This is a genomic window from Rothia sp. HMSC072E10, assembly GCF_001813965.1.
Classification (GTDB): domain Bacteria; phylum Actinomycetota; class Actinomycetes; order Actinomycetales; family Micrococcaceae; genus Rothia; species Rothia mucilaginosa_A.
Window position 1 is genome coordinate 100,775 of record NZ_KV814491.1, and the last position, 26,166, is coordinate 126,940.

Genomic DNA, 26,166 nt, shown 5'->3' on the forward strand with positions numbered 1-26,166 from the left:
GGAACCCGCCCTCGCTTCGCTTCGGGCACCCTGAGGGCGCTTCCGGAAGGTGTAGTCTGCGGCCAAGCCCTCTAAGACTCCCCGACGTAACCAAACGCTTTGCATGCCGCGAGCACCTCCGATACCCTAATGGAGGAAATCTACACTCACAGATACACCGCCGTGTCGCAAAGGAACACCCGTGAAATCCTTCCTCAAAGGGTTCGGCATCTTCTTCGCCGTATGCCTCGCCTTCTCCCTCTGGTACGTCATCCTCGGCGCCTTCATCATCGTAGTCATCGTGGGCATTGTCCTGACCATCCGCAAAAACCGGTACTTCGCATCCCCCGAATTCCAGATGCACCGGCAACGCACCGCCACGCTCGCCAGTGAATACAACGAAATCGCCAGCTACGTGCACGACATCTACACTCGCGGAATCTACGAACTCGGCACCTCCACCAACGGCATGTACGGTCACCTCGCCACCGTCGAGGCTCAGCAACCCAAAACCTGGCAGACGTTGCTGCGGAAGAAAACTGACGAACGTCCCCCGCACATCTATAAATCCTCTGAACAGGTCGTTCTCGAAGCCGAACGGGACCCCATCGGCAGCCTCACCAAGTACTTCCACATCGAAGCCGATCTGCAAACCCTCAAAGACGTGCAGCGCCTCTCCGACGATATCGCGCGCCTCGAAACGGCTGTTGACAACGTGCGACGCCGCGAAGACGACATGATCGCACACATCAACCCGCCCCCGTTCATCATCAAGCAGTACGCCGACGAATTCTGGAAAAAACTCAACGTCTACCACGTGGGGCTGAGCGTGCCGTACCCCGTCTACCGATTCGAATACACCTCAGCAGATGGTAAAGAAAACCGCGCCGTCACCGTCACCCTCGACACCCCGACCCTAGACGCGCTCTCCGAAACCCTAGAACGCAAAATACGCTGGGCATGGCCCGAAGGCGGCGAACGCACCCTCATGACCGCGCAGCTACGCCAACGCATCAAAGAACGCGATAACTACACCTGCCAAAACCCCGGATGCGGCAACTCCATCATGCGTGAACGAATCCTCGTCCTGGAGGTTGTCCACAAGGTTCCGCTGTCTAACGGCGGCAATAATGAGCCCGAAAACTTGCAGACCCTCTGCTGGCGTTGCGTACGCGGACGGAACCTGCGGCTCGCATAAACTCGCATCTTCCGAAAGCGACATCAGGGTGCCCGCACGGGCGCTCTCCGCAGTGAAGCTAGGAAGAGTGGAGCGTCCGGGCGTGGCGGGTTCCCCTGCAGGAGCGCAGGAAGAGAGCGGCGCGAGGCAGCCAAGAGCTCCCATACTGTGCTCGAGCTAGGGATTTATGTTAAGGCTGAGGTTAAGGGTATTCTTTTGAACGGCGCCGAGTTTCTTTCCAAAGCAAGCAATTCGATGCTTGCTTGGATTCAGATACCGTCGCGCCGCACACCACCTAATATTTTCCTCATCCTAAAGGGCATACCATGTCTTCATCCCTGACCCGCCGCAAGCTTGTCGCGGGCGTAGCCTGGGCGGCACCGGTCGTCGCCGCCTCGGCAACCATTCCGTCCTACGCGGCATCCGTCGCCGCCACCAACGACTGCATCCTGGCGGCCAGCCCGGCGTACAGCATCTCCGGTACCGACGAGGGCGCCAAGACCGTCAAGACCTTCACCGTCCCCAACAACGTCTACAAGCTCCGCTTCGAGCTGGTAGGCGGCGCGGGCGGCACCAACAACCGCATGACCCCGGCGGGATCCGGCGCGAAGGTCACCGGCGTTGTCGCGGTTACCCCCGGTTCTACCGTGCAGATCGTGGCCGCCGCAGGCGGCATCGGCGACGGTTCGCTCACCCCCACCGCCGGCGGCGAAGGCTACGGCAACGGCGGCTCCGTGCCCGCCTACACGATCCCCGCCAACGTCACCGCGCAGGTCGACGCAAAGTACGCTGATCCGGCGAACTCCAAGAGCCAGGTCTACGCCGCATCCGGTGGCGGCTCCTCCGCGCTGCTCATCGACGGCACCGTTGTTGCTGTTGCCGGCGGCGGTGGCGGCGCGGGCATGACCAGCTCCGGCGTGTCTTACGCGGACCCCTGGTACTCCAACCTCGACGGCCAGATCGACGCCGGCGTGGCGGCCCTCGGCTCGGATGCATCCCCGCAGTTCGGCGCGGCGGGTAGCGCCTCCGCAGCGGCAGGCTCCAACGGTACCCCCGGCTACGAAATCTATAGGGCTGAACGCTCCAAGGTGCTGACCTACAACTCCGGTTCCGGCGGCGCGGCGGGTGCGGGCGGTGCCGGCGGTGCGGCGGGTACCCTGCCGGTCAGCGGCCCCGTCATCGGTTTCGAGACCACCAACAACCAGGTGCTGTTCAGCCAGTTCGTCGCAGGTAACGCGGGCACGAGCGGCTTCGCGGGCAACGGTGGCGACGGCGCGGGCGCGTACTCCTACCAGCTCGACGAGAACCCCGCCAGCGTGCATGAGAAGGGCACCTACGAGGACCGCAGCTGGGACCTGGACGTCTACAACGACGAGGGCGCGTACGCGCAGAACTTCAATGGCTACCAGTCCGTGGTGTCCGGCGGTGGCGGTGCAGGCTACGGCGGCGGCGGTTCCGGCGCGGCCCAGTCCGTCTCCTCGATTGTGCTGACCCAGAAGTGGCTGAACAGCCCGACCGGCGTGCGACAGGGCCTCGGCTACACGATGCAGGGCGGCGCCGGTGGCGCGGGCGGCTCGTACCTCGCCCCGTCGGTGAGCGACGGCGCCATCGCCTCGGCCGAGAACGCGCCGCAGTGGATGCACGACCGCGGCAACGGCTCCGTGACGGTGACCTTCTGCGAGGCGGCTGCCTAACCGTTTCTCACGCTGAGAGGCGGTGTTCGTCCTCGCTCCTACAGGGGCACCCGCCCTCGCAGAGCTCGGGCACCCTGATGTCGCTACGGACGACACCGCCTTTCCGCGCAAGGTTCCCGGCTTAGCTTGCGCTGCGAACGGCAAAGAGCCCCCACACGATTACCTCGTGTGGGGGCTCTTTGCTTGTGCTGCAGGTGCAGCCGTGTTTTCCGGAAGCGCCCTCAGGGTGTCAACCCGGACGCTCTCCGCAGCGAAGCAAGGAGAGGACGGAGCGTCCGGGTGACGGGTGCCCCTGCGTAGGCGCGGAGGAAACATGCGGCGCACCTACACCTGAGTAAGAGCGAGGACGAGCACCGCCGTCCGCAAGCTCGCAAGCTAGCGCTTGATAGCATCCAGCGCCTCACGCTGAGCCTTCGCAATGCGTTTCTCAGACACCGTGTAGGCGGTACCGAGCTCCTGGGCGAAGAAGCTGACGCGCAGCTCCTCAATCATCCAGTTCACGCGGCGGAGCGCATCCGGAACGATGGTGCCTGCCGGTAGCGACTTGACCGCGTTATCGTAGGAGTCTTCCAGGTCCTGCACCGTGAGCATGAGCTGGTTGTCGCGGTGTAGGTTCGGGCCGAGCTTCGTCAGGCGCACCTGGGCGGCCTTCAGGTAACGCGGCAGGTGAACCAGCTGGTCGTAGCCGGTCTGCGCCACGAACCCGGGGTAGACCAGGTTCTCCATCTGAGCCTTCACGTCGGAGACGGCGTGCATGGTCGTCAGCGAGGTTGCCTTCTTGATTGCCTTCTTCAGCGCGGTGGCTTCGGAGAGGATTTCGGCGACGAGCTTGGTCACGTCGAAGACCGTCTCGATGAGTTCGGCGCGCACGTGCTCGTAGAGCTCGCTGTATTCGGCGTGCGTGAAGATGGGCGTGTGCGGCACGAGGTGGTCGAGCGCCGCGACGGTGCAGTCGCGGATGAGCTCGTCGATGGAGCCGTGCGGGTTCTGCGTGAAGACGATTTTCTCCTTGTGGGAGAGGTGTTCGCTCACGTAGCGCACGGGCGAGGGCACCTGCAGTTGGAGCAGGCGGATGATGCCGCGACGCTGCGCGTGGAGCTGCTCGGCTTCGGTGGGGAAGATGCGCAGACCTACGCTGGTTTCTTCGTCGACGAGGGCGGGGTAGCCGTTGACTGCCTGGGTGGCGATGATGCGCTGTACCTTGCGGGGGATTTCTCCGTTGGGGAAGAGGTCGGCGGGGAATTCGGTGAGGCCACTGATTTCGCGTACCTGCGAACCGTGCGCATCGGCTACCTGAGCGGTGCCGCTCTGAGCGTTCTTCGCGCCCTTCTTGGCAGAAGCCGCGGAGCTACCCGAGCTGCCCGCGCCGCCTGAGCTACTTGAGCCACCCTGCGCGAGTGCCACCATTTTTGCCATGGTGTCGTCGGATGCGCCGAGGGAGTCGGCAAGGGCGCCGCGAATCTCCTTGTGGAGCTGCTGCTGCAGGGCGCGCAGGTCCTTGCCTTCGCCCAGGATTTTGTTGCGTGCGTTGCGCACCTGGAATCCCATTTTCAGGTGTTCGGGCACGGCGTCCCAGTTGAAGGCTTCGGGCTCGACAACGACGCCGCGCAGGCGGCGTAGTACGAGTGCCAGGGAGGGGATGAGCTCGTCGGTTGCGGGGGAGTAGTCCTCCTCGAGGGCGGCGCAGGCGGCGCGCGCCACGTCGGGTGCGGGCACGAAGTTGCGGCGAATCGCCTTGGGCAGCGACTTAATGAGCGCGGTGACGAGCTCGTGGCGCAGGCCGGGAATCTGCCAGCGGAACGGTTCGGGGCTCAGCTGGTTGAGGAAGAGAATCGGCACCTGCACGGCCACACCGTCGCGCTTGGCGGCTTCGGTGCGGGCGCCTCCCACACCGGCGGTGGGGGCGTATTCGTAACGCAGGTCCAGGGTGAGTTCGCCGCTGTCGGTGCGCTGCACCCACTGGCGCGGGAACTGGGAGTCGTCGTAGTCGGCGGCCTCCTCGTTGATGAGCTTCTCGGGGTTGAAATCCAGGAAGTTGTCGTCTTCGAGGCGTGCCTGCTTCCACCACTTGTCGAAGGCTCGCACATCCGTCACGTGGGCGGGGATGCGGGCATCGTAGAAGGCGAAGAGCACGGAGTCGTCCACGCGCAGGTCGCGGCGGCGCAGGCGTGCCTCAAGCTCTTCGACCTCGGCAAGGGCGCGCTGGTTGCGCAGGTAGAACTTGTGCTGGGTGTGCCACTGGCCTTCGACGAGGGCGGACTGGATGAAGATTTCGCGGGCCGCGGCGGCGTCCACGCGGGCGTACTGCACGGGGCGGTCGGCGTAGACGGTCAGGCCGAAGAGCGTGCCCTTGGCGTAGGCTACTGCCGCACCGGAGCTGAGGGACCAGTGCGGTTCGGAGTACTGCACGCTGATGAGGTGCTTGCCGACCTCTTCGATCCACTGCGGTTCGATGGCGGCGTTGGTGCGCGCCCACAGGCGGGAGGTTTCGACGAGTTCGGCGGAGAGCACCCAGTCGGGCCCCTTCTTGAACAGGCCGGAGCCGGGGAAGATTGCGAACTTGGTGCCGCGTGCGCCGAGGTATTCGCGGGGGCCGCGGGTGCGCCCCTTGGAGTCCTTCTCGCGTTCTTCCTTGACGCCCACGTGCGAGAGCAGGCCGGTGAGCAGGCTCTTGTGGATGTCTACCTCGTGCGCGGAGGCGTTGATGTCCCTGCCGCCGCTGGCGTGAATGTTGGCGGTGCGTCCCATTTCGCGCAGCTGGGCGAAGAGGTCCTGCCATTCGCGGATGCGCAGGTAGTTGATGAACTCGCGGTGGCACATCTTGCGCAGCTGAGAGGAGGACAGCGCCGCCTGCTGCTCGTTGATGTAGTCCCAGAGCAGCAGGAAGGAGGAGAAATCGGAGGTGTCGTCGACGAAGCGGGCGTGCATCGCGTCGGCTTCTGCGCGCACGTCGGCGGGGCGTTCGCGCGGGTCCTGGATGGTCAGGGCGGCGGCGAGCACCATCATTTCCTTGGCGCAGCCGCGGCGGCCACCCTCGATAATCATGCGGGCCAGGCGCGGGTCCACAGGGAAGGCCGCCATGGCTCGGCCGATGGCGGTGAGGGTTGCGCTGTTGTTACCGCCTCGTCCCTTGCGGCGGGTGCGTTCGGTGAGCGCGCCGAGTTCGCGCAGCAGGTTCACGCCGTCGTTGATAGCGCGGGATGCGGGCGGCTGCACGAACGGGAAGCGGGAGATGTCGCCGGGTTCGCGCACCACGCCGATTGCGATCATCTGCAGGATGACGGCGGCGAGGTTGGTGCGCAGAATTTCGGGGTCGGTGAACTCGGGGCGCGAGTTGAAGTCTTCCTCGGAGTAGAGGCGGATGGCGATACCGTCGCTGACGCGGCCGCATCGGCCCGAACGCTGGTTGGCGCTGGCCTGCGAGATACGCTCGATGGGCAGGCGCTGAACCTTGGTGCGCGCGGAGTAGCGCGAGATGCGGGCGGTGCCGGTGTCGATGACGTACTTGATGCCGGGCACGGTCAGCGAGGTTTCGGCGACGTTCGTGGCGAGCACGATGCGCGGGCGGGAACCGGGGGAGAACACGCGGTGCTGCTCGGCGAGGGAGAGGCGCGCGTACAGGGGTAGCACCTCGTAGTTCAGGCGCGGGGACTTGAGAACCATGGCCTCGATTGCGTCCTTGGCGTCACGGATTTCGCGCTCGCCGGAGAAGAAGATGAGGATATCTCCGGGTGCCTCCTTGGAGAGTTCCTTGATGGCGTCGAGAATCGCGTCGGTGGGGTCGCGGTCTTCGGCCACTTCCTCGTCATCCAGGTAGAGCTCGTCGCCTTCGAGGGGGCGGTAGCGGATTTCGACGGGGTAGGTGCGGCCGGAGACCTCGATGATGGGCGGCGCGTCGTCGGGCAGGATTGCTTCGGCAATTTCGCGTTCTTCGTCGCTGAGGTTCTCGTCGACGATTCCCTTACCCGGCACGTAGCTGGGGGAGAAGTGGCGGGCGAAGCGCTCGGGGTCGATGGTCGCTGAGGTGATGATGACCTTCAGGTCCGGGCGCTGCGGCAGGATGCGCTTGAGGTAGCCGAGGATGAAGTCAATGTTCAGGCTACGTTCGTGCGCCTCGTCGATGATGAGGGTCGAGTAGCGGCGCAGCAGCTTGTCGTTCTGGATTTCGGCGAGCAGAATACCGTCGGTCATGAGCTTGATGGCGCTGTGTTCGCCGACCTCGGAGGTGAATCGCACCTGGTAGCCGACGGTTTCGCCGATCTTCTGGCCGAGCTCTTCGGCGATGCGTTCGGCCACGGAACGCGCGGCGAGGCGGCGCGGCTGGGTGTGGCCGATGAGGCCCTTCTCGCCCAGGCCGAGCTCGAGGCACATCTTGGGAATCTGGGTGGTCTTACCGGAGCCGGTTTCACCCGCGATGATGACGACCTGGTTGTCGCGGATCGCGTTCATGATGTCGTCGTGGCGTTCGCTGACGGGCAGCTCTTCGGGGTAGGTGATGACCTCGGGAATGAAGGGCTCGTAGCGGCGAGGGGCGGGGCGGTTCTGTTGCTGGTTACCCTTGTTACCGCCCTGCTGGTTGCCCTTGCTGTTACCCTGCTTGCGGGCGCGGCCGGTGCCGCCTCCGCGTCGATTGGAGCGGGAGGCGTTCTTGCGGTCTGCGTTGTTCTTCTGCGCGCCGTTCTTTACCGCGTTCTTCTCGGTGCTTTTGCCGGCGGGTTTTTCGGTGCTTTTTTCAGCGTTCTTTTCAGCGTTCTTTTCGGAGGCGCGCACCTTGGCCGCGTGGATGGCGGCGGCCATGCTCGCCATGGTGGGGGCGGTTCGGGGCGCCCCGGTTTTAGGCGCGCGGGAGGTCTTATCTGCGTGATGGGTTTTCTGCTCAGACATATCCTATCCAGTGTACTCGCCCCCTTCGCGGCGGGGAACGGGAGTATGCACCGGGCGAATATTGCGTCATATTTGGGCGGGTTGCACCCCTCGAAAGGGAGGGCTCGTCATCTTTGCGCGAGCAAGATCGAGCTCAAGACGTTTCAAAAAGCATCAAAATTATTAAAAAAGCCAATAAATTGGTTATTAATATTTCAAGTATGACGGATGCGAAATAAGTATCTTTTTCGGCTTTCTTTCGATACTTTCGTTCAGGTGTTACAGTGGTGTATAACACAGTAACGAAGGAGTGACTATGCCAACGCCCAAGACGTACACCTCCTCACGCACTCCAGTGTTGGACTGCTGCGAGGACGCACGCCACGAAGAAATCCACCACCGCAGCGAAGAACTGTTCCAGGCCCTCGTCCACGCGAGTCTTCGCACGCACTTTGAACGCCTGAGCTCCGCCGAAACCCTGTACCTGGTGACCGGCGACGGGGAAAGGGTACAGATTTCCCCCGAAATGTACGGCCCCATCACCTCGGTGGCACGGGCCTTCGCCGACCGCAAGGACGTGTGCGTGGTCCGCCAGGACCGCCTCATGACCACCCAGGAGGCCGCCGACTACCTGGGGGTATCGCGACCGACCATCGTGCGACTCCTCGAGCGCGGCGAGATTCCCTTCGAACGCATCAACACGCACCGTCGCGTGGCGTTCGACGACCTGGAACGCTACCGCCTCGACCACGAGCACGTCAGCCGACGAAACCGATAGGCTGAACGCTCGATAGGCCGAGTCGAACTGAGCCGAGCGGCGCTCACGATTCGCGGCCCTAACGATAGGTAACGGGCCGCCTACACAGTGGCGTTCATCGTGGCGTTCAGGAAAGACAGCATCCGCTGAATAATCTCGGGGCTAAAACAGCGCGAATCTCCGTGTTCGGCGCCCGGAACCAGCACCATATCGGTGGGCACCTGCCGCGTGCGCAGGGCCTGATACACCCGCACCGATTGCTGGTACGGCACGCACGAATCGGCAATGCCGTGCACCAGCATGATGGGTGCACACTTCCGGCTCGTAGCCTGTTCCTCAGTCTGATTTTCACTGGAGTTTTTGCGAGAGGGCTCGCCGGCAGAGCCGCCGGCGTACACTCCGCGCGCAAAATTCCCGCGAGCAAGGTCCAGAGGATTCGCCCGTTCCCAATTCTGCAGGGCACGCTCCCGGTCGATGCCGGGCACGCGCTCCACCCATTCACGCTCCTCGCGCACGGGGTAATCGCATCCCAGCAGGCGCCACTCGGCACCGTCGTCGTCCGGATGCACCAGCGAGTACCCCGCCAGGGGACGGTCGGAGAAGATGGTGCGCAGGTCGCTGACCCCGTAGAAGGGAACGGCCGTGGCAACCGCCGAGCTCACCCCCGGGTAGTTGCTGGAGGCGCGCCCCTCGTAGTACTCGTGCAGTTCGGGATCCCCGCTCGCGTAGCCGGCTGCATCGGGACCGGCGAGCGCCACCATCATGCTCAGATGCCCGCCGGCGCTTCCTCCGGCAATCGCGATGCGTCCGGGGTCGATACCAAACTCGGCGGCACGAGCGCGGAAGAAGCGCACCGCCTCTTTCGTATCGTGCAGATCGCCCGGGAAAATCGCCTGGTGCGAGTAGCGGTAGTTGATGGTTGCGACCGCCCAGCCCTGTTTCTGCAGGGCGCGGCGTATGAGGGTCTGCCGGTTCGTGCGCGGCCCCTCGGGGGTCATGATCTCTACATCGCGTAGGCCCCGGTTCGTGCCGAAGCGCCAGGCGCCGCCGTGCACCCAGATGAGCAGGGGAGCGGGCTCGGTACTACCGACCCCAGCGCTACCCGACTCCTCAACAGAACCGGACCCCTCGGCAGCGCGCGCGGGGTAGAAATCGTAGGCGAAGGCCTCCCGCGTGACGGGCGTTTCGGCCCCGTAGCCCGGCAGGGACAAGCCGTCGAAAAACCCCTCGGGGCGGTAAAAACCGGAGCGGTACTCGTCGACGCTCTGCGCGGCCTCGGAATTCAGCATGAATCAGCCCGTTCTTTAGGTTTCTTAGCTCTTTGGTCTCTAAATTTCTTAGGGAACCAGCACGATCTTGCCGCGCGTGTGGCCGGAGGCCATAAGCTCCTGAGCCGCGGCGGCCTCGGCGAGGGGGAAAATCTTCTCCACATGCACCTTCAGCAGGCCCAGAGACATGAGCCGGGCGATCTCCTGCATCTGCGTACGGTCCGGATGGGCCGTCAGCCACTGCGCCTCAAACCCGCGCTCGCGGGCCACATCCAGCGGGTCGGGGTTCGTCAGCGTGACAATGCGGCCACCGGGGACCAGCACCTCCAGCGAATCGAGGAAGGTCTGCCTGCCGGTCGAGTTGAGCACCACGTCCATGGTCTGACCCAGCACCGCGCGGAAGTCCTCGGAGCGGTAGTCGATGGGTTGGGCCCCCAGCGAGCGCACAAACTCGTGGTTCGCGGCAGAGGCGGTCGCAAAAACCTGCGCGCCCGCCTGAGCGGCCAGTTGCACGGCGAGGTGGCCGACGCCTCCGGCACCGGCGTGAATGAGCACGCGCTCGCCCTCCTTCAGACGCGCCACCTCGAAGAGCGACTGGTACGCGGTGAGCCCGGCAAGCGGTGCGCCGCCGAGCTGGGCGCACGGAACGTCGGAGGGAACCTTGGCCAGCTGGTAGGCGGGTGCGAGGACGTACTCGGCGTACGCGCCGCCGGGGTACGGGAAGGTCACCATACCGAAAACGCCGTCGCCGACGTTGAAGCCCGTGTAGTCGCCGGCGGTGGCGACCACGGTGCCGGCCACATCCCAGCCGGGTACGAAGGGCCTATAGGCGGGGTCGGCCAGCTGCGCGGCGGGGCCCAGGCCCTTGCGGGTGGTCAGATCGATGGGGTTCACGCCCGCGGCAACCGTCTTGATGAGCACGTGACCGCGCACCGGGGAGGGGATGGGCACGTTCGCCTCGTGCAGAACGCTTTCGTCGCCCCATTCGGTGAGCTGAATCTGGCGCATGGTGGTCACGGTTTACCTCCGCTGGTGTGGTGTTGTCGTGCTTGTTTGAACGGTGTGCGCGTTTCCCTATTCTCTCAACTACGAGGCCTCCGGGACAACAGGGGAGCGGAGGCGTCCAGCCTCTGATGCTTCTGCCAGAGATGTAACCCAAGATATAAAGCAGAAATAAAAAGGAGCCGACACCCGCTGGGCGAGTATCGGCTCCCGTGTTCCCTCTCGAATAAGAACATCGTGCCCCTGAAAGGATTCGAACCTTCGACCCCCAGTACCGGAAACTGGTGCTCTAATCCGCTGAGCTACAGAGGCAACCCCACCATGGTATCAGATATGCGTCGGATAAACGGTCAGCCCCGGCCCAATGCTTGCTAGAATAGGTTCTTATGACTCCTGAAGAACTCTCCGAAGCCATTGCGCTTGCCCTAGAAGAAACCATTTCCTCCGGCCAGCTGACCCTCGTGGAGGGCGCTGAACTGCCCGCCGTCCGAGTGGAGCGCCCCAAGTCCCGTGAGCACGGCGACTGGGCCACCAACGTCGCTCTGCAGCTCGCCAAGAAGGTGGGCAAGAACCCGCGCGAGGCAGCAGCTCTTCTGGCCGAGAAGATCGGCGCCATCCCCGGCGTGGCATCCGTTGACATCGCGGGCCCCGGCTTCCTGAACATCACCCTGGACGCCGCAGCTGCTGGTGAGCTCGCCGCCACCATCGTTGAGGCTGGCGAAGCATACGGCCGCAGCGACAAGTTCGCCGGCAAGACCATTAACCTTGAGTTCGTCTCCGCGAACCCCACCGGCCCCATCCACCTGGGTGGCACCCGCTGGGCCGCCGTGGGCGATGCGCTCGCCCGCGTGCTGGAGGCTGAGGGCGCTAACGTGGTGCGCGAGTACTACTTCAACGACCACGGCACCCAGATTGACCGCTTCGTGCGCTCCCTGATTGCCGCCGCCCGCGGTGAGGAGACCCCCGAGGACGGCTACGCTGGCGCGTACATTGTGGACATTAAGGACCAGATTCTGGCTCAGCGCCCCGACGCGCTTGAGGCTGAGAACCCCGAAGAGATTTTCCGTGAAATCGGTACTCACCTGATGTTCGATCAGATTAAGGAGTCCCTGGCGGCCTTCGGCACCCACTTCGACGTGTTCTTCCATGAGAACTCCGTGTTCGAAGGCGGCAAGGTGGACGCCCTGCTCGAGACCATGCGCGAGAACGGCCAGCTCTTCGAGGCCGACGGCGCCTGGTGGATGCGCACCACCGACTACGGCGACGACAAGGACCGCGTGGTCATTAAGTCCGACGGCAACCACGCCTACGTGGCCGGCGATATCGCCTACTATCAGGACAAGATGACCCGTGCAGTAAACCCCGCCGACGTGGCGATTTACATGCTCGGCGCTGACCACAACGGCTACGTGGGCCGTCTGAAGGCCATCGCCCAGATTCTTGGCTACCGCGCAGACCAGATTGAGGTCATGATTGGTCAGCTGGTGAACCTGGTCAAGGACGGCAAGCCCGTCCGCATGTCCAAGCGCGCCGGCACCGTGGTCACCCTCGAGGACCTGGTTGAGGCTGTGGGTGTTGACGCCGCCCGCTACGAGCTGACCCGCTACTCGGTGGACACCCCCATCGACATTGACCTGGGCCTGCTGACCTCCAAGAGCAACGAGAACCCGGTCTACTACGTACAGTACGCTCACGCACGCACCGCCGCCGTGGCACGCAACGCCGCGGAGGCCGGCGTGAAGATTGAGGACGGCGTGGACACCTCCTTGCTCGACTCCGCCGCTGACGGTGAGCTGCTGGCTGTGCTCGGCCAGTTCCCCGCCGCCGTGCGCGACGCCGCGAAGTTCTACGAGCCGCACCGCGTGAACCGCTACCTGGAGCAGCTCGCTTCGGCCTACCACAGCTGGTACGGCGTCTCCCGCGTGACCCCCAAGGCCGACGAGGAGGTCACCGACCTGCACCGTACCCGCCTGCTGCTGAACAACGCGGCACAGCAGGTGCTGGCTAACGGCCTGAACCTGCTGGGTGTGAGCGCACCCGAGCGCATGTAATACTCTCGTTTCAACCCCCGACCCGGTGCTACCGGGGCGGGGGTTGAACGTATGCCGCCGCCGGTGGCTTCATTGCCCAACCCGGCACAGTGCACAGATATTGAAACTGCACAGACTTTGACCCGCCGCTACACTGCATCCCCTTACGCTGAACCCCGGCGCAGTAGCGCACCCGAGCGCATGAGAAAGAGACACGATGAGCGAAGCCCGTTCCCTCTACCGCCCCGAATGGCTGACCCAGCCTGAGAACCCCGCCGACCTGTCCCGAAGCATCTGGACCGATTCCTTCACCCGCAATGCGGAGGGTGAGCTTTGCATCGACGGTGTGACCGTCAGCGAGCTGGCCGCCGAGCACGGCACCCCGCAGTACGTTTTCTCCGAGACCACCTTCCGCGCCCGTGCCCGCGCCTACCGCACCGCTTTTGAGCAGGCTTTCGCCAAGCATGGCGCGCAGGTGAGCGTCTACTACGCCGGCAAGTCCTTCCTCTCCACCGCGGTTGTTCGCTGGGTTCGTGAGGAGGGCCTGTGCCTGGACACCGCCTCCGGTGGCGAGCTGGCGCTGGCTCTGCGCGGCGGCATGCCCGGCGAGCGCATCGCCCTGCACGGCAACAACAAGTCGGAAGCCGAAATCGCCCGCGCGATTCGTAGCGGCCTGGGCCGCGTGGTGGCCGATTCGGTGGACGAAATCAAGCTGATTGAGCGGGTGTACGCCGAGCTGGCCGCCGAGCGCGTGGCTGAGGGCGAGGAGCCCTACCCGCCCGTTCCGGTGCTGATTCGCATCACCCCGGGCGTGCACGCCTCCACCCACGAGTCGATCGCGACCGCTCACGAGGACCAGAAGTTCGGCATGTCCCTGCAGCCCGGTACCGCTGCGCTTGCCGGCCTGGACGAGGCAGAGCTGGAGCACTGGGGCGTGGAGGCCTCCGATTCCTACGCTGCGCTGGCGGCGGCAATCCTGAATGTGACCGACTCCCTGGATTTCCGCGGTATTCACTGCCACATCGGTTCGCAGATTTTTGAGGCGGAGGGCTTCGAGCAGGCGGCAACCACCGCTCTGGAATTCATGAACCGCCTCAACCGTGACCTGGACGTGACCCTGCCGGAGCTGGACCTGGGCGGCGGCTACGGCATCGCCTACACCGAGGCCGATCGTCCCCGCTCCATCGCCGAGGTGACCGAATCCATTGCCGCTTCGGTTGCGGCCACCTGCGAGCGCCTGGGCATGGCGATTCCGCACATGTCCTTCGAACCGGGCCGCTCGATTTCGGGCCCCTCGGGCGCGACCCTGTACACGGTGGGCACCATCAAGAACGTGAGCATTGAGGACGAAAACGGCGAGATTCGCGTGCGCCGTTACGTCTCGGTGGACGGCGGCATGAGCGATAACGCCCGCCCGGTGCTGTACGAATCGGACTACTCGGCAACCCTGGCGAACCGCGCCCCGGCGGGGGAGCAGGTGCTCTGCCGCGTGGTGGGTAAGCACTGCGAATCCGGCGATATCGTGGTGCGTTACTGCTACCTGCCAGCCGACCTGCAGGCGGGCGATATTCTGGCGGTTCCGGCGACGGGTGCGTACTGCTACGTGCTGGGGTCGAACTACAACTTCCTGACCCGCCCGCCGGTGATTGCGACCGCCGAGGGTCGTCCCTCCCGCGTGATGATTCGCCGCCAGAGCGAGGACGACATGCTCGCCCTGGATATGGGTTCGGATATCTAAGAACCCCATCCCAGAATCTAAGAAACCGTGAAGTCCCCGTCTCTGAATTGCACGCCGTGAGGCGGCGGTTGCAGGCGGGGCTTCACGGTATTGCGCGTTCAAGACTCCGCCGACGATAAGGATCACCTCATGATTGTGAGGGATGCCTCATCTCAGAGAATAAAAGTCGCAGCTTGAGGCCGATGGCTTCATCCCGCCTCTTGATAAAGTGGTGTTGAGTGCGTGCTCCGCGTAGCGCGCCGCACCGTAGCCCGAAGAGACCCCGGGGAACGCCCCGGAACGACCGTAGAAAGAGACTATCGTGGCTGACAAAATCAAAGTTGCCCTGCTGGGTGCCGGTAACGTCGGTTCCCAGGCGGCACGCATCCTGATAGAGGATAACGCCGTCCTTGAGAAGCGCATTGGTGCGCCCGTCGAGCTGATCGGCATTGCCGTGCGTGATACTCGGGCAACTCGCCACTGGAATGCCGACCCCTCGCTGTACACCACCGACGCCGAAGCTTTGATTGACGCCGCCGACGTGGTAATCGAGCTGACCGGCGGCATCGAGCCGGCCCGCACCCGCATCCTGCGCGCGCTGAACGCCGGCAAGTCCGTCGTTTCGGGCAACAAAGCCCTGCTGGCCAAGCACGGCGTGGAGCTGCAGGCCGCCGCCGATGCATCCGGCGCGCAGCTGTCCTACGAGGCCGCCGTGGCCGGTGCGATTCCGATTCTGCGCCCGCTGCGCGACTCCCTGGCCGGTGACCGCGTGACCCGCGTTCTGGGCATCATGAACGGCACCACCAACTACATTCTTGATCAGATGGACACCACCGGCGCCTCCTTCTCGGATGCGCTGGCCGACGCCCAGAAGCTGGGCTACGCCGAGGCCGACCCCACCGCCGATGTTGAGGGCCTCGACGCCGCTTCGAAGGCCGCTATTGTTGCTTCGCTGGCGTTCCACTCGGACTTCACGATTGACGATGTGCACACCGAGGGCATTACCGCCATCACCGCCGATGACGTCGCGGCAGCGGATGCAGACGGCTACGTCATCAAGCTGCTGGCTATCTGCGAGCGCGAGGGTGAAGACGGTGTGAACATTCGCGTGAACCCGACCCTGATTCCGCGCCAGCACCCGCTGGCCGGCGTGCACGGTGCGTTCAACGCCGTGTTCGTCGAGGCTGAGAACGCCGGTGAGCTGATGTTCTACGGTCCCGGTGCGGGTGGCGCCCCGACCGCCTCGGCTGTTCTGGGTGACTTCGTGTCCCTGGCTCGTCGCCTCGTGCTGGGCGGCCCCGGTGTTCCCGAGACCTCCCACGCTCAGCTGCACGCAACCAGCCTGGACAACGTGATTTCTCGCTACTCGGTGGGCGTTCTGGTGGAGGACCGTCTGGGTGTTCTGGCGAACATTACCCGCATCCTGGCCGAGCACGGCATTTCGGTGGATTCGCTGCGTCAGTCTGCTTCGCACGAGGGCGCAGCCCAGATTCGCATGGTGACCCACTCCGCGAAGGACTCCGACCTGCGCCGCGCCATCGCCGTGATTGACGCGCTCGATACGGTGCGCGAGGTGAACTCCGTGATTCGCGTGGAGTCCGAGAAGCACTAGGTGCACGTCGAAAGACTATCCAATCCCGCGGCCTGATGCGCCGCACTAAACCTGCGAGGGCAACCCGCGAGGCCCCTCGCTCACTGACGAACCCGCGTACCCGCTATCGGGGTCACAGGACCCCGGCGGGCGGTGCGCCTCAAGATTAAAGGAGAAGCCAATGGCACACGTGTGGCAGGGCGTTATCAAGGAATACCGTGACCGTCTGCCCTTCGGTGAGGACGTTCAGGTCGTGACTCTGGGTGAGGGTGGCACCCCGCTGATTCACGCCCCGGCGCTGTCCGCCGAGACCGGCAACACCGTTTACCTGAAGTTCGAGGGTATGAACCCGACCGGTTCCTTCAAGGACCGCGGCATGACCAGCGCCATGACCGCCGCTAAGCGTGACGGCGCGAAGGCAGTGGTGTGCGCTTCGACCGGTAACACCTCCGCTTCCGCCGCAGCCTACGCGCTGCAGGCCGGCCTGCGCTGTGCAGTGCTGGTTCCGGACGGCAAGATTTCCATGGGTAAGCTCTCCCAGGCGATTGCTCACGGTGCCGACATCATTCAGATTGACGGCAACTTCGACAACTGCCTTGAGATTGCTCGCAAGCTCAGCGAGAACTACCCCGTGTTCCTGGTGAACTCGGTGAACCCCTACCGTATCGAGGGTCAGAAGACCGGTTCCTTCGAGGTCGTCGACACCCTGGGCGACGCCCCCGACTACCACATGCTGCCGGTCGGCAACGCCGGTAACATCACCGCGTACTGGAAGGGCTACAAGGAGTACTCCGAGCCCTACACCAACCGTGACGGCGAGGTTCTGGAGCCCGTGGCCACCAAGCGCCCGATCATGTGGGGCTTCCAGGCCGCCGGTGCCGCCCCGATTGTGGCGGGTCACCCCATCGAGAACCCCGAGACCATTGCAACCGCGATCCGCATCGGTAACCCCGCTTCGTGGGAGAAGGCCGAGGCCGCCCGCGACGAGTCCGGCGGCGTGATTGAGGCCGTGACCGACGAGGAGATTCTCGAGGCGCACCGCTGGCTGTCCTCGCGCGAGGGCGTGTTCGTGGAGCCTGCTTCGGCCGCCGGTGTGGCGGGTCTGCTGAAGAAGCACCGCGCGGGTGAGGCCCCCGAGGGTAAGACCATCGTCATCACCGTGACCGGCCACGGCCTGAAGGACCCGCAGTGGGCCCTGGAGGCAGTGAACGGCGTGAAGGTCGAGCCGACCAAGGCTCCCTTCGACGTGGTTGCTGTGGCAAATATTCTCGATTTGCACTAGCCTATTCGTACTACGAGGTGCACTCCGTCCCGGTTTTCGGGGCGGGGTGCACCTGCATGATGGCGGGGCCCGTACCCCGCCACCACCCATTGTTATGGCGGATGTGCGGATTATCAGCATCCCGCTCGCTCACTCCGTCACCGATCGCGAGGTACCTCTTCACATGTCTTCCCTGAACCTTTCTGATATTCCCGTGGGCGCATCCGTCACCGTGCGCGTGCCCGCCACGAGCGCCAATTTGGGTCCCGGCTACGACAGCCTGGGCCTGGGCCTGGGATTCTACGATGAGCTGAGGGTTGAGCGCATCGAGTCCGGCCTGGAATTTGAGCTGACGGGTGAGGGTAGCGCCGAGGTTCCGCGCAACGAAAACCACCTGGTGGTTCGCGCCATGAAGGCGGCTTTTGAGGCGGCCGGCCTGGAGGATCTACCCCCGCTGAAGCTGATTGCGGATAACAAGATTCCGCACTCGCGCGGCATGGGCTCTTCGGCCTCCGCGATTGTTGCCGGCGTGGCGGCCGCCAGCGCGCTGCTGCCCGAGGAGCACCGCCTGGACCGCGAGCGTATGCTGCAGGTCGCCTCCGATATGGAGGGTCACCCCGATAACGTGGCTCCTGCGATTTACGGTAACCTCTCGGTGTCCTGGGGACAGCTGGGGGAGTGGCACTCCCTGATTATTCCGGTGCACCCGCAGGTGCGTCCGGTCGTGGCCGTGCCCGACTACGAGGTGTCCACGAAGCTGGCCCGTTCCCTGATTCCCGCGGAGATTCCTCACGCTCGGGCCGCGGCCAATTCGGCGCGTTCCGCGCTGCTGGTGCGTTCGCTCTCGGATGCTCCCGAGTACCTCATGGATGCGACGGTGGACTACCTGCATCAGGGCTACCGCGTTCCCGCCATGGAGCCGTCGGCCGCCCTGGTTGCCTTCCTGCGCGAGCGCGGCCTGGCCGCCGTGATTTCGGGCGCTGGCCCGACCGTCCTGACCTTCGCCCGCGGTGATGAGCAGGTGCAGCAGGCCGCCGAGGCTATTGCCGAGTTCGAGGCGCAGAGCCCCGCGAGCGAGGTGGAGGACCGTCGTCTGAAGTGGCGCGTGCTCCCTCTTGAAATTGATACTGAAGGTGTTATAGTTACTCAGTAGGACGTGTAACGTCCTATCGCGGGTTCTACCCGCCGTTCGACGACGACCGTAATTGACGCTTCCTCGCGGGTACGTTCTGTACCTCACCCCGTTTCGCCCCTTTCCGGACCTTGTACCCGGTTGGGCCTCGGAGGGGAGCTTACCTTCTACAATGCCTCACCCGCAGGGTGTCGACGTGAAGGGACGGTCTCGGTCACGGCGATTGAACCCTCCGACCGTTCATTCTTGACCCGCCGGCCCCAGGCCCCAGGTGCGAGTCCGATGAATGAGGGGTGCACGCATAATGATAGAGCGCCTTATCTTCCGTGTGTGCCCGCCGTGTCTGAATCGGCGGGTACGGTAAGAGACGCGAACCGCCTCCAGCGCGGTTCGAGGGAGTCGAAGGTGCAGGTCGCCGCGTTCTGCGGCGGCGCAGGAACCTTTGACCGCGCTATAGCGCCCGCCCGATCTTTATTCTGAAGATTTTCAGGGCTTACAACCAAAGGAATTGTAGTTGGCAAAAAATATTGTTGTCACCGATGAGTTCGGCACGGCATCGACCGCGCCGGAACTGGCAAATTTGAAGGTCGCGCAGCTGCGCGTCCTGGCTCAGCAGCTGGGTATTCGTGGCTACCTGAAGCTGAAGAAGGCGGAGCTGGTTCAGGCTCTGGAGGAGCACCAGCGTGGTGGCGCCGTAGCTGCCCCGGCCGCTCCGAAGGCCGAGACCCCCGCCGAGAAGACTTCCGAAAAGCCCACCGCGAAGGCCGAGGAGAAGGCCGCCGAGGCCTCCGCTGAGGCTCCCGCCGAGGGTGAGAAGGACTCCGAGCCCGTCCAGAAGACTCGCCGCACCCGCCGTACCCGCGCTCAGAAGGACGCCGAGGCACAGGCCGAGAAGGCAGAGAAGAGCGAGTCCGAGGGCTCCGAAAAGTCTGAGAAGTCCGAGAAGCGCACCCGCTCTTCGCGTTACGAGACCCCCGCCCAGAAGCGTGCCCGCGCTCGCCGCGCCGCCGAGGGCCAGGACGCCCCCGAGGCCTCCGAGAAGGGTGAGAAGCCCGAGAAGCGCACCCGCCGTAGCCGCAAGGACGAGAAGCCCGCCGAGCTTCCCCCGCTGGATGTGCGCGCCGAGCTGGCCGCAGAGCGTATCTCTGAGCGTTCCGAGCCGGGCGATTCGGCTCCGAACTCCTCCGAGCTGAAGGCCTCCACCGCCGATGGCACCGCAAGCCTGGACAGCCTGAACGCTGCCCTGGACATGACCTTCGGCGCCGTTGACGGCGAGAAGAGCTCCAAGCGCACCCGCACCCGTGAGCGTCGCCGCGACCAGGATGGCGAGCGCACCGAACGCGCAGAGCGTACCGAGCGCCGTTCCAAGCGCGACCGTCAGGCCGAGCGCGCAGAGCGTGCCGAGCGTAAGAATTCTGAACGCACCGAGCGCCGTTCCAAGCGCGACCGCCAGGCGGAGCGCGCAGAGAAGCAGGCTCGCCGCCGCGAGGAGAACGAGCCCCGCCTGAACGAAGACGATGTGCTGGCACCGATTTCGGGTGTGCTGGACATCCTCGATAACTACGCGTTCGTGCGCACCACCGGCTACCTGCCGGGCACCAACGACGTGTACGTCTCCCTGGCCCAGGTGAAGAAGTACAACCTGCGTAAGGGCGACCACGTGCTCGGCGCGATTCGCGTGCCGCGCGAGGGCGAGTCGAACAGCCGCCAGCGCTTCAATGCCCTGGTTCAGGTTGAGGCTATCAACGGTCAGAGCGTTGAAGAGGCCGCTAACCGCCGCGTCTTCTCCAAGCTGACCCCGCTGTACCCCAAGGAGCGTCTGCGCCTGGAGACCACCCCGAAGAAGCTGGGTACCCGCGTTGTGGACCTGGTGTCCCCAATCGGTAAGGGCCAGCGCGGTCTGATTGTCTCGCCGCCGAAGGCCGGTAAGACCCTCATGCTGCAGTCCATCGCAAACGCGATTACCGTGAACAACCCCGACGTGTACCTGATGATGGTCCTGGTGGATGAGCGTCCTGAAGAAGTGACCGACATGCAGCGCACCGTCAAGGGTGAGGTTATCGCCTCGACCTTCGACCGCCCCGCCGAGGATCACACCACGGTTGCCGAGCTGGCCATTGAGCGCGCTAAGCGCATGGTGGAGCTGGGCTACGATGTGGTCGTGCTGCTGGACTCCATGACCCGCCTGGGCCGCGCCTACAACCTGGCTGCTCCGGCATCCGGTCGTATTCTGTCCGGTGGTGTGGATTCCGCCGCACTGTACCCGCCGAAGAAGTTCTTCGGTGCGGCCCGCAACATTGAAGAGGGCGGCTCGCTGACCATTCTGGCTACCGCCCTGGTCGAGACCGGCTCGAAGATGGACGAAGTGATCTTCGAGGAGTTCAAGGGTACCGGTAACATGGAGCTGCGTCTGTCCCGCCAGCTGGCCGACAAGCGTATCTTCCCGGCCGTGGACATCAACGCCTCCGGTACTCGCCGCGAAGAGAACCTGCTCTCCCCGGACGAAATCAAGATCATGTGGGGTCTGCGCCGTGCCCTGGCCGGCATGGAGCCCGAGCAGGCCCTGGGCGTTCTGACCAACCAGCTGCGCAAGACCGAAAGCAACGTGGAGTTCCTGCTCACGGTGCAGAAGAACGGTCTGCGCCTGGTCGACTAAGACCCGTGTTTCACGCGCCCCACCCCGGTACGACGGTGGGGCGCGTGAGGCGTTCACCCGTGCCTCCCAGCGAGGCGCCCCGTCAGGGGAGTGACGAATTCTAGTGCCCGCCCGTGCGGCGTAAAGTGCGGGAGATGGAAGAGAGAACAGAATGTTTGAATCTATTCAGGTTCTGCTGGACGAGCACGCTGACCTGCAGAATCAGCTGGCCGATCCCGCCGTGCAGTCGAACCAGGGTAAGGCACGCCGAGTGGGTCGCCGCTACGCGGAGCTGACCGGTATCGTGACCGCCTACAACAAGTACACCTCGCTCAAGGACGACCTTGAGGCCGCCCGCGAGATGGCCGAGGAGGATCCGGAGTTCGCCGCTGAGGTGCCCGGCCTGGAGGAGGAACTGGAGGCCGCCCAGGAGAAGCTGCGTCGCCTGCTGATTCCGCGTGACCCGGATGATGGCCGTAATGTCATTCTTGAGGTGAAGGCCGGTGCCGGTGGTGACGAGGCCGCCCTGTTCGCGGGCGACCTGCTGCGCATGTACATGCGTTACGCCGAGCACAAGGGTTGGAAGACCGAGATCATCTCGTCGACCAGCACCGACGTGGGTGGTTACAAGGACGCCCAGATTGCTATTAAGGGCTCCTCGAACGAGCCGGCTGAGGGCGTGTGGGCGCACCTGAAGTACGAGGGTGGCGTGCACCGCGTGCAGCGTGTTCCGGCGACCGAGTCTCAGGGCCGTATTCACACCTCCGCTGCCGGTGTGCTGGTGTTCCCCGAGGTGGACGAGCCCGAGGAAATCGAGATTAACCAGAACGACCTGAAGATTGACGTGTACCGTTCTTCGGGCCCCGGCGGCCAGTCGGTGAACACCACCGACTCGGCGGTGCGTATTACCCACCTGCCGACCGGTATTGTCGTGGCGATGCAGAACGAGAAGTCTCAGCTGCAGAACCGTGAAGCCGCGATGCGCGTGCTGCGTGCGCGACTGCTGGCTCACCAGCAGGAGCAGATTGACGCTGAGAACGCGGCACACCGTGCTTCGCAGGTGCGCACTATGGACCGTTCGGAGCGCATCCGTACCTACAACTTCCCGGAGAACCGCATTGCGGATCACCGTACCGGCTACAAGGCGTACAACCTGGACGCCGTGCTGAACGGTGACCTGGAGCCGGTGGTTCAGTCCGCTATTGAGATGGACGAGGCGCACCGCCTCGCTCAGGTGGGCCAGGAACAGAAGTAGTTCCGCACGCCCAGCCCGTAGGAGCGGGTGGGTCGTCTGAACGTAGGATGGGGTCATCGTGTCACACGATGGCCCCATCCGCATTTACGAGGCTCGGTAGCCCGAACTCCGTTCCCGTCTTTGGCGGGGGAACGTACAGAAGAAGGAGAGCTCATGAAGGTGAATGTGCACGACCCGCGCGGGGAAGAACTCGCGCAGGTACTTGCGCGCGCCACCGCGGCCCTGGCGCAGGTGCCCAGCCCCCGCGTGGACGCCGAGCTCCTCGCCGCGCACCTGCTCTACGACGGTTCGCGCTCGCGCCTACAGCACGCCGCACTCATGGGGGAGCGGCTCACCCCCGCGCAGGTCGCAGAGTACGAGGCGCTGATCGCCCGCCGCGCCCGCCGCGAACCGCTGCAGCACATCACCGGCTCCGCTCCCTTCTACCGCCTAGAGCTGTCCGTCGGGCCCGGCGTATTCGTACCCCGGCCCGAGACGGAGCTACTCGTCGAAGAAGCCCTCAAGGTGCTGAGCGCACGCGTTGAGCCGGCGACCGGTCCGTTGCGTGTCGTCGATTTGTGCACGGGGTCCGGCGCCATTGCGGCGGCAATCAAGAGCGAACTTCCGAACGCGCAGGTGTTCGCGGTGGAGCTCTCCGAAGAGGCCATCCCCTACGCCCGCAAGAACCTGGAGCCGCTGGGCGTGCACCTGGTGCAGGGGGACGCCCTCACCGCCCTCACCGAGCTGGCCGGCCGCTTCGATGCGGTGCTCTCCAACCCGCCGTACATTCCGCCGGCGAACGTGCCCGCCGACCCGGAGGCCGCCCTGCATGACCCGGACATGGCGCTGTACGGCGGGGGAGAAGACGGCATGCAGATGCCCTCCGCCATCGCCGCCCGCGCCTACGAGCTGCTGGCCCCCGGAGGGTTCTTCATGATGGAGCACGACGACACCCAGGAAGAAGCCGTCGCCGAGCTCCTGGCGCGCGTTGGCTTCGAGCGGTGCTACCCGGTGCGGGACCTGAACGGCAGGCCCCGGCACAGCGCGGGCTACAAACCCGCCGCCGCGGGCTCCTAGCCTCCGGGTCGACTCCTAGCATCGGGGCCGACTCCTAGAGCCTCCGAGCCGGGCGGGGCCACCGAACGGAGCCGCCGCGCATCCTAACCGTCGCATCAGCCGCCGACGAGGCGCGACGCGTCAACCCCGTGACGCGCACCCTCCCCGGCGTATCGCCGCAATCCATAAAACGTGAGACAATATAACCCGTGACTGCAAAGCTGTACCCCGTAACGACTGAAACCGAGACCCGCGAGGCGCTGGACGCCGCCCGCGAGGCCCTCAAGGCGCACGACACGATTGTGATGCCCACCGATACCGTCTACGGTATTGCCGCCGATGCCTTCTCGCATCAGGGCGTTGCCAAACTGCTGGCAGATAAGGGCCGCGACCGCACCATGCCGCCGCCCGTACTCATCTTTAATATTGCGGCGCTCGCCGGCGTGGTGGACGACGTTCCGGACGACATCTACGACCTGGGCTACCGTTTCTGGCCCGGCGCGCTGACCGTCATTCTTCACGCCTACCCCTCGCTGAGCTGGGACCTGGGCGAGACCCGAGGCACCGTCGCGGTGCGTGTTCCCGACGACGAGTTTGCCCTGAAGCTGCTGACCGAGCACGGCCCGCTGGCCGTCTCGAGCGCTAACAAGACTGGCCAGGAGGCGGCCGCGACCGCCCAGGCCGCCATGGACTCCCTGGGCGAGGACGTCGCGGTGGTTATTGACGGTGGCCCCCGCCCGAAGCCGCACGAGTCCGAGCCTAACGAGGACGGCGTGGTTGTGGTGACCGAACGCGAGCCGGCTCCCTCGACCATCCTGGACTGCACCTCGTTCCCCTACGTGGTGGTGCGCGAGGGCGCGATTCCCGTTGAGGAGCTCCGTGAGGTGGTCCCCTCGATCCTGACCCGCGCCGAGGCCGACGAACAGGCGGCTCGCAAGGTTGAGGAGGCGCAGGCCTCCTCGCAGAGCGCGTCGAACACCTCGGATGCCTCCCAGCAGGCGCTGGACGAGCAGGAGGGCCTGGACGAAGCATACGAGCAGTGGGACAGCACCCACACGGTGAGCGGCGAACCCGCCCGCCGCGCCGAGGCACCCGCGGCCGGTTCGATTGCCGCCTCCCTGCTGGGCGCTACGAGCGCGCTGGGTTCTGGATTCGGCATCAGCTCGGTGGACCAGGAGCGCTCGCGCGGCTACCGCGACAACACTCCCAAGCCGATTCACGCGGATGAGCCGCGGGTCCAGCCTGTCCCCGCCGATACTGCCCGCGCCCTGGTCTTTGGCGAGGCACCCGCCGCCCCGAAGACTGAAGCGAAGGCGGAACAGAAGAAGACCGAACCTGAAGCTAAGGCCGAGGCCCCGGAAGCCACCGAAGATCACCTGTAGGCCCGGCCACGGTTAAAACTCAGGAGTAAAACTTAAGGGAACGCCCGATATATCAGCAGATATATCGGGCGTTCCCTTATGCTATCTCTCGCGCATTAGGCGGTTTTCTCGCCGGAGGCGGCGCCACCTAGCTATTGGCGAAGCGGCGATCCTTCTTCTTGCCCAGTGCCGTGTGGGCGGTGCGCAACACCTCGCGCACCCGCGGGGTGGGTAGCAGGTTGTTCTTGCGGGCCCAGGAATCGTCAATACCCTGACCGAACCACATGACCTCGACCTTACGCACGGAACCGGAGAACCTATCGTTCATGAGCTCCGATACCTTGTAGCCGGCCTTGATGGCCGCACGGCAGAACCATTCGGGCAGGTGGTGGGGCTTGCGGCGGCCCGCATCCAGCGACGCGGAGGCGACGGTTGCACCTTCCCAGGGCTGCAGCACGATGGTGGGCAGCTCGCCGGGGAAGGTTCCGAGCATCACCACGAACTCGGCCAGCGCGTACACGCTGGAGACGGGGGACTTGCCCTGGCCCGCACCGGCCACCGATGCGAAGGGGGAGGAAGCCATCTTGGCAAAGAGCTCGGTCGTGCGGCGGCCGCGACCCTGAACGCTGGTTGCGCGCAGGATGCACAGCTCGGGTGCGCTCTCGGGGTGCTCATCCAGGAAGTAGTCCTGCAGGTCGAGCAGCGCCTCTTCGCCAAGGGTCTTGGAGAACGAGTAGGCGCTGAAGGGGGCGGTCTCCTCGGATGCGTCGAGTACGGGGCGGGGGCCCTGCACGGCGGCGGAGGAGAGATGAATGACGCGGCGCACGCCGGTGCGCTGGGCGGCAATCGCGATGACGGCCGGCAGCAGGGCGTTCGCACCCATGAGCGGGGGCAGGTCCTGCATGTTCGGGGCGGCGAGGCCGGCGGCGTTCACCACGACCTGCGCGCTGGCGAAGGCTTCGGCGAGGGAATCGATGATGCCTTCCAGCTGTTCTGCCTCGTCGATAATGCTGTCTACGTCAAGGGATCGGGTGGCGAGGCGGGGCGCTTCAATGGGATCGACGCTGATACCCTCTGCGTTCAGACGCGCAACGATGGCGGAACCAACAAAGCCGCTGGCGCCAATGACTTTCCACCTGGATTCGGACATGTCTTTACCTCTCAAAAGCCCGCGGTCGGTGCGGGGAAAAACAGGGTCATTTCAACTTTCGCATATTTGCACCGGTTATGGTGAATTGTTGGGGCGGTGACCGGTTTTTGGTCGCTTTTTCGCACGACGGGCACAGCTCGGGCACAGGGGAGCCATCGAAAACAGCCTTGAAAACATTGGCTGAACGGCACTTTGCTTCGCCGCGGGCCGTAATACCAACTCGTAACCTGCGTCTCCACCTAATCCTTAGAGGTTATTC

Annotated in this window: 16 protein-coding genes and 1 tRNA gene; 12 read left to right on the top strand and 5 right to left on the bottom strand. The window is 64.7% G+C overall.

Translation table 11 applies throughout. The features are described from left to right. The first annotated feature begins 181 nt into the window (after positions 1 to 181). Positions 182 to 1,177, top strand: a complete 996-nt coding sequence (locus tag HMPREF2944_RS05870) for an HNH endonuclease (RefSeq protein ID WP_070681447.1) — start codon at positions 182 to 184, stop codon at positions 1,175 to 1,177. A gap of 305 nt (positions 1,178 to 1,482) precedes the next feature. Next, complete coding sequence (locus tag HMPREF2944_RS05875; RefSeq protein ID WP_070681450.1) at positions 1,483 to 2,850, top strand: hypothetical protein; 1,368 nt, start codon at positions 1,483 to 1,485, stop codon at positions 2,848 to 2,850. Between the two features lie 375 nt (positions 2,851 to 3,225). Here HMPREF2944_RS05875 and hrpA read toward each other — a convergent pair whose 3' ends face one another. Beyond that, positions 3,226 to 7,734, bottom strand: coding sequence for an ATP-dependent RNA helicase HrpA (gene hrpA, locus HMPREF2944_RS05880; protein WP_070681453.1), 4,509 nt, complete (start codon positions 7,732 to 7,734; stop codon positions 3,226 to 3,228). Positions 7,735 to 8,029: 295 nt separating this feature from the next. Here hrpA and HMPREF2944_RS05885 point away from each other — a divergent pair, with 295 nt between their 5' ends. Further along, positions 8,030 to 8,491 carry a helix-turn-helix domain-containing protein gene (locus tag HMPREF2944_RS05885; RefSeq protein WP_049333707.1) on the top strand — a complete coding sequence of 154 codons (462 nt, stop codon included), beginning with the start codon at positions 8,030 to 8,032 and terminating at the stop codon, positions 8,489 to 8,491. An 80-nt stretch (positions 8,492 to 8,571) separates the two neighbouring features. Here HMPREF2944_RS05885 and HMPREF2944_RS05890 read toward each other — a convergent pair whose 3' ends face one another. The 3 genes from HMPREF2944_RS05890 to HMPREF2944_RS05900 form a co-directional block, all read right to left on the bottom strand. After that, entirely contained in the window at positions 8,572 to 9,759 is a 1,188-nt protein-coding gene (locus HMPREF2944_RS05890; RefSeq protein WP_070681456.1) for an alpha/beta hydrolase, read from the bottom strand. Positions 9,760 to 9,807: 48 nt separating this feature from the next. After that, complete coding sequence (locus HMPREF2944_RS09475) at positions 9,808 to 10,746, bottom strand: NADP-dependent oxidoreductase (protein ID WP_305793983.1); 939 nt, start codon at positions 10,744 to 10,746, stop codon at positions 9,808 to 9,810. 232 nt (positions 10,747 to 10,978) lie between these two features. Next, a tRNA-Arg gene (locus HMPREF2944_RS05900) sits at positions 10,979 to 11,052 on the bottom strand. Between the two features lie 74 nt (positions 11,053 to 11,126). On the opposite strand from HMPREF2944_RS05900, the gene argS reads away from it, so the two are divergent. The 9 genes from argS to HMPREF2944_RS05945 all read left to right on the top strand — a co-directional run bounded on the left by argS (position 11,127) and on the right by HMPREF2944_RS05945 (position 24,778). Next, positions 11,127 to 12,791, top strand: a complete 1,665-nt coding sequence (argS, locus tag HMPREF2944_RS05905) for an arginine--tRNA ligase (RefSeq protein ID WP_070681460.1) — start codon at positions 11,127 to 11,129, stop codon at positions 12,789 to 12,791. 196 nt (positions 12,792 to 12,987) lie between these two features. Continuing rightward, positions 12,988 to 14,508 carry a diaminopimelate decarboxylase family protein gene (locus HMPREF2944_RS05910; protein WP_070681462.1) on the top strand — a complete coding sequence of 507 codons (1,521 nt, stop codon included), beginning with the start codon at positions 12,988 to 12,990 and terminating at the stop codon, positions 14,506 to 14,508. Between the two features lie 301 nt (positions 14,509 to 14,809). Then, a complete protein-coding gene (locus HMPREF2944_RS05915; protein ID WP_070681465.1) occupies positions 14,810 to 16,099 on the top strand; it encodes a homoserine dehydrogenase in 1,290 nt (429 codons plus the stop codon). Between the two features lie 160 nt (positions 16,100 to 16,259). Further along, positions 16,260 to 17,360 (top strand): threonine synthase, encoded by a 1,101-nt coding sequence (gene thrC, locus HMPREF2944_RS05920; protein WP_070634431.1) that lies wholly within the window; start codon positions 16,260 to 16,262, stop codon positions 17,358 to 17,360. A 163-nt stretch (positions 17,361 to 17,523) separates the two neighbouring features. Continuing rightward, positions 17,524 to 18,492, top strand: a complete 969-nt coding sequence (thrB, locus tag HMPREF2944_RS05925; protein WP_070649112.1) for a homoserine kinase — start codon at positions 17,524 to 17,526, stop codon at positions 18,490 to 18,492. Positions 18,493 to 18,985: 493 nt separating this feature from the next. Continuing rightward, positions 18,986 to 21,127 carry a transcription termination factor Rho gene (gene rho, locus HMPREF2944_RS05930; RefSeq protein ID WP_070681468.1) on the top strand — a complete coding sequence of 714 codons (2,142 nt, stop codon included), beginning with the start codon at positions 18,986 to 18,988 and terminating at the stop codon, positions 21,125 to 21,127. Between the two features lie 151 nt (positions 21,128 to 21,278). Next, positions 21,279 to 22,361 (top strand): peptide chain release factor 1, encoded by a 1,083-nt coding sequence (gene prfA / locus HMPREF2944_RS05935; RefSeq protein ID WP_070681471.1) that lies wholly within the window; start codon positions 21,279 to 21,281, stop codon positions 22,359 to 22,361. A gap of 153 nt (positions 22,362 to 22,514) precedes the next feature. Continuing rightward, positions 22,515 to 23,417: a peptide chain release factor N(5)-glutamine methyltransferase gene (prmC, locus tag HMPREF2944_RS05940; RefSeq protein WP_070681475.1), complete on the top strand. Its 903-nt coding sequence runs from the start codon at positions 22,515 to 22,517 to the stop codon at positions 23,415 to 23,417. A 188-nt stretch (positions 23,418 to 23,605) separates the two neighbouring features. Next, positions 23,606 to 24,778, top strand: coding sequence for an L-threonylcarbamoyladenylate synthase (locus HMPREF2944_RS05945; RefSeq protein ID WP_070681477.1), 1,173 nt, complete (start codon positions 23,606 to 23,608; stop codon positions 24,776 to 24,778). 127 nt (positions 24,779 to 24,905) lie between these two features. On the opposite strand, the gene HMPREF2944_RS05950 is transcribed toward HMPREF2944_RS05945, so the two are convergent. Further along, entirely contained in the window at positions 24,906 to 25,907 is a 1,002-nt protein-coding gene (locus tag HMPREF2944_RS05950) for an NAD-dependent epimerase/dehydratase family protein (RefSeq protein ID WP_070635161.1), read from the bottom strand. Positions 25,908 to 26,166: the final 259 nt, after the last annotated feature.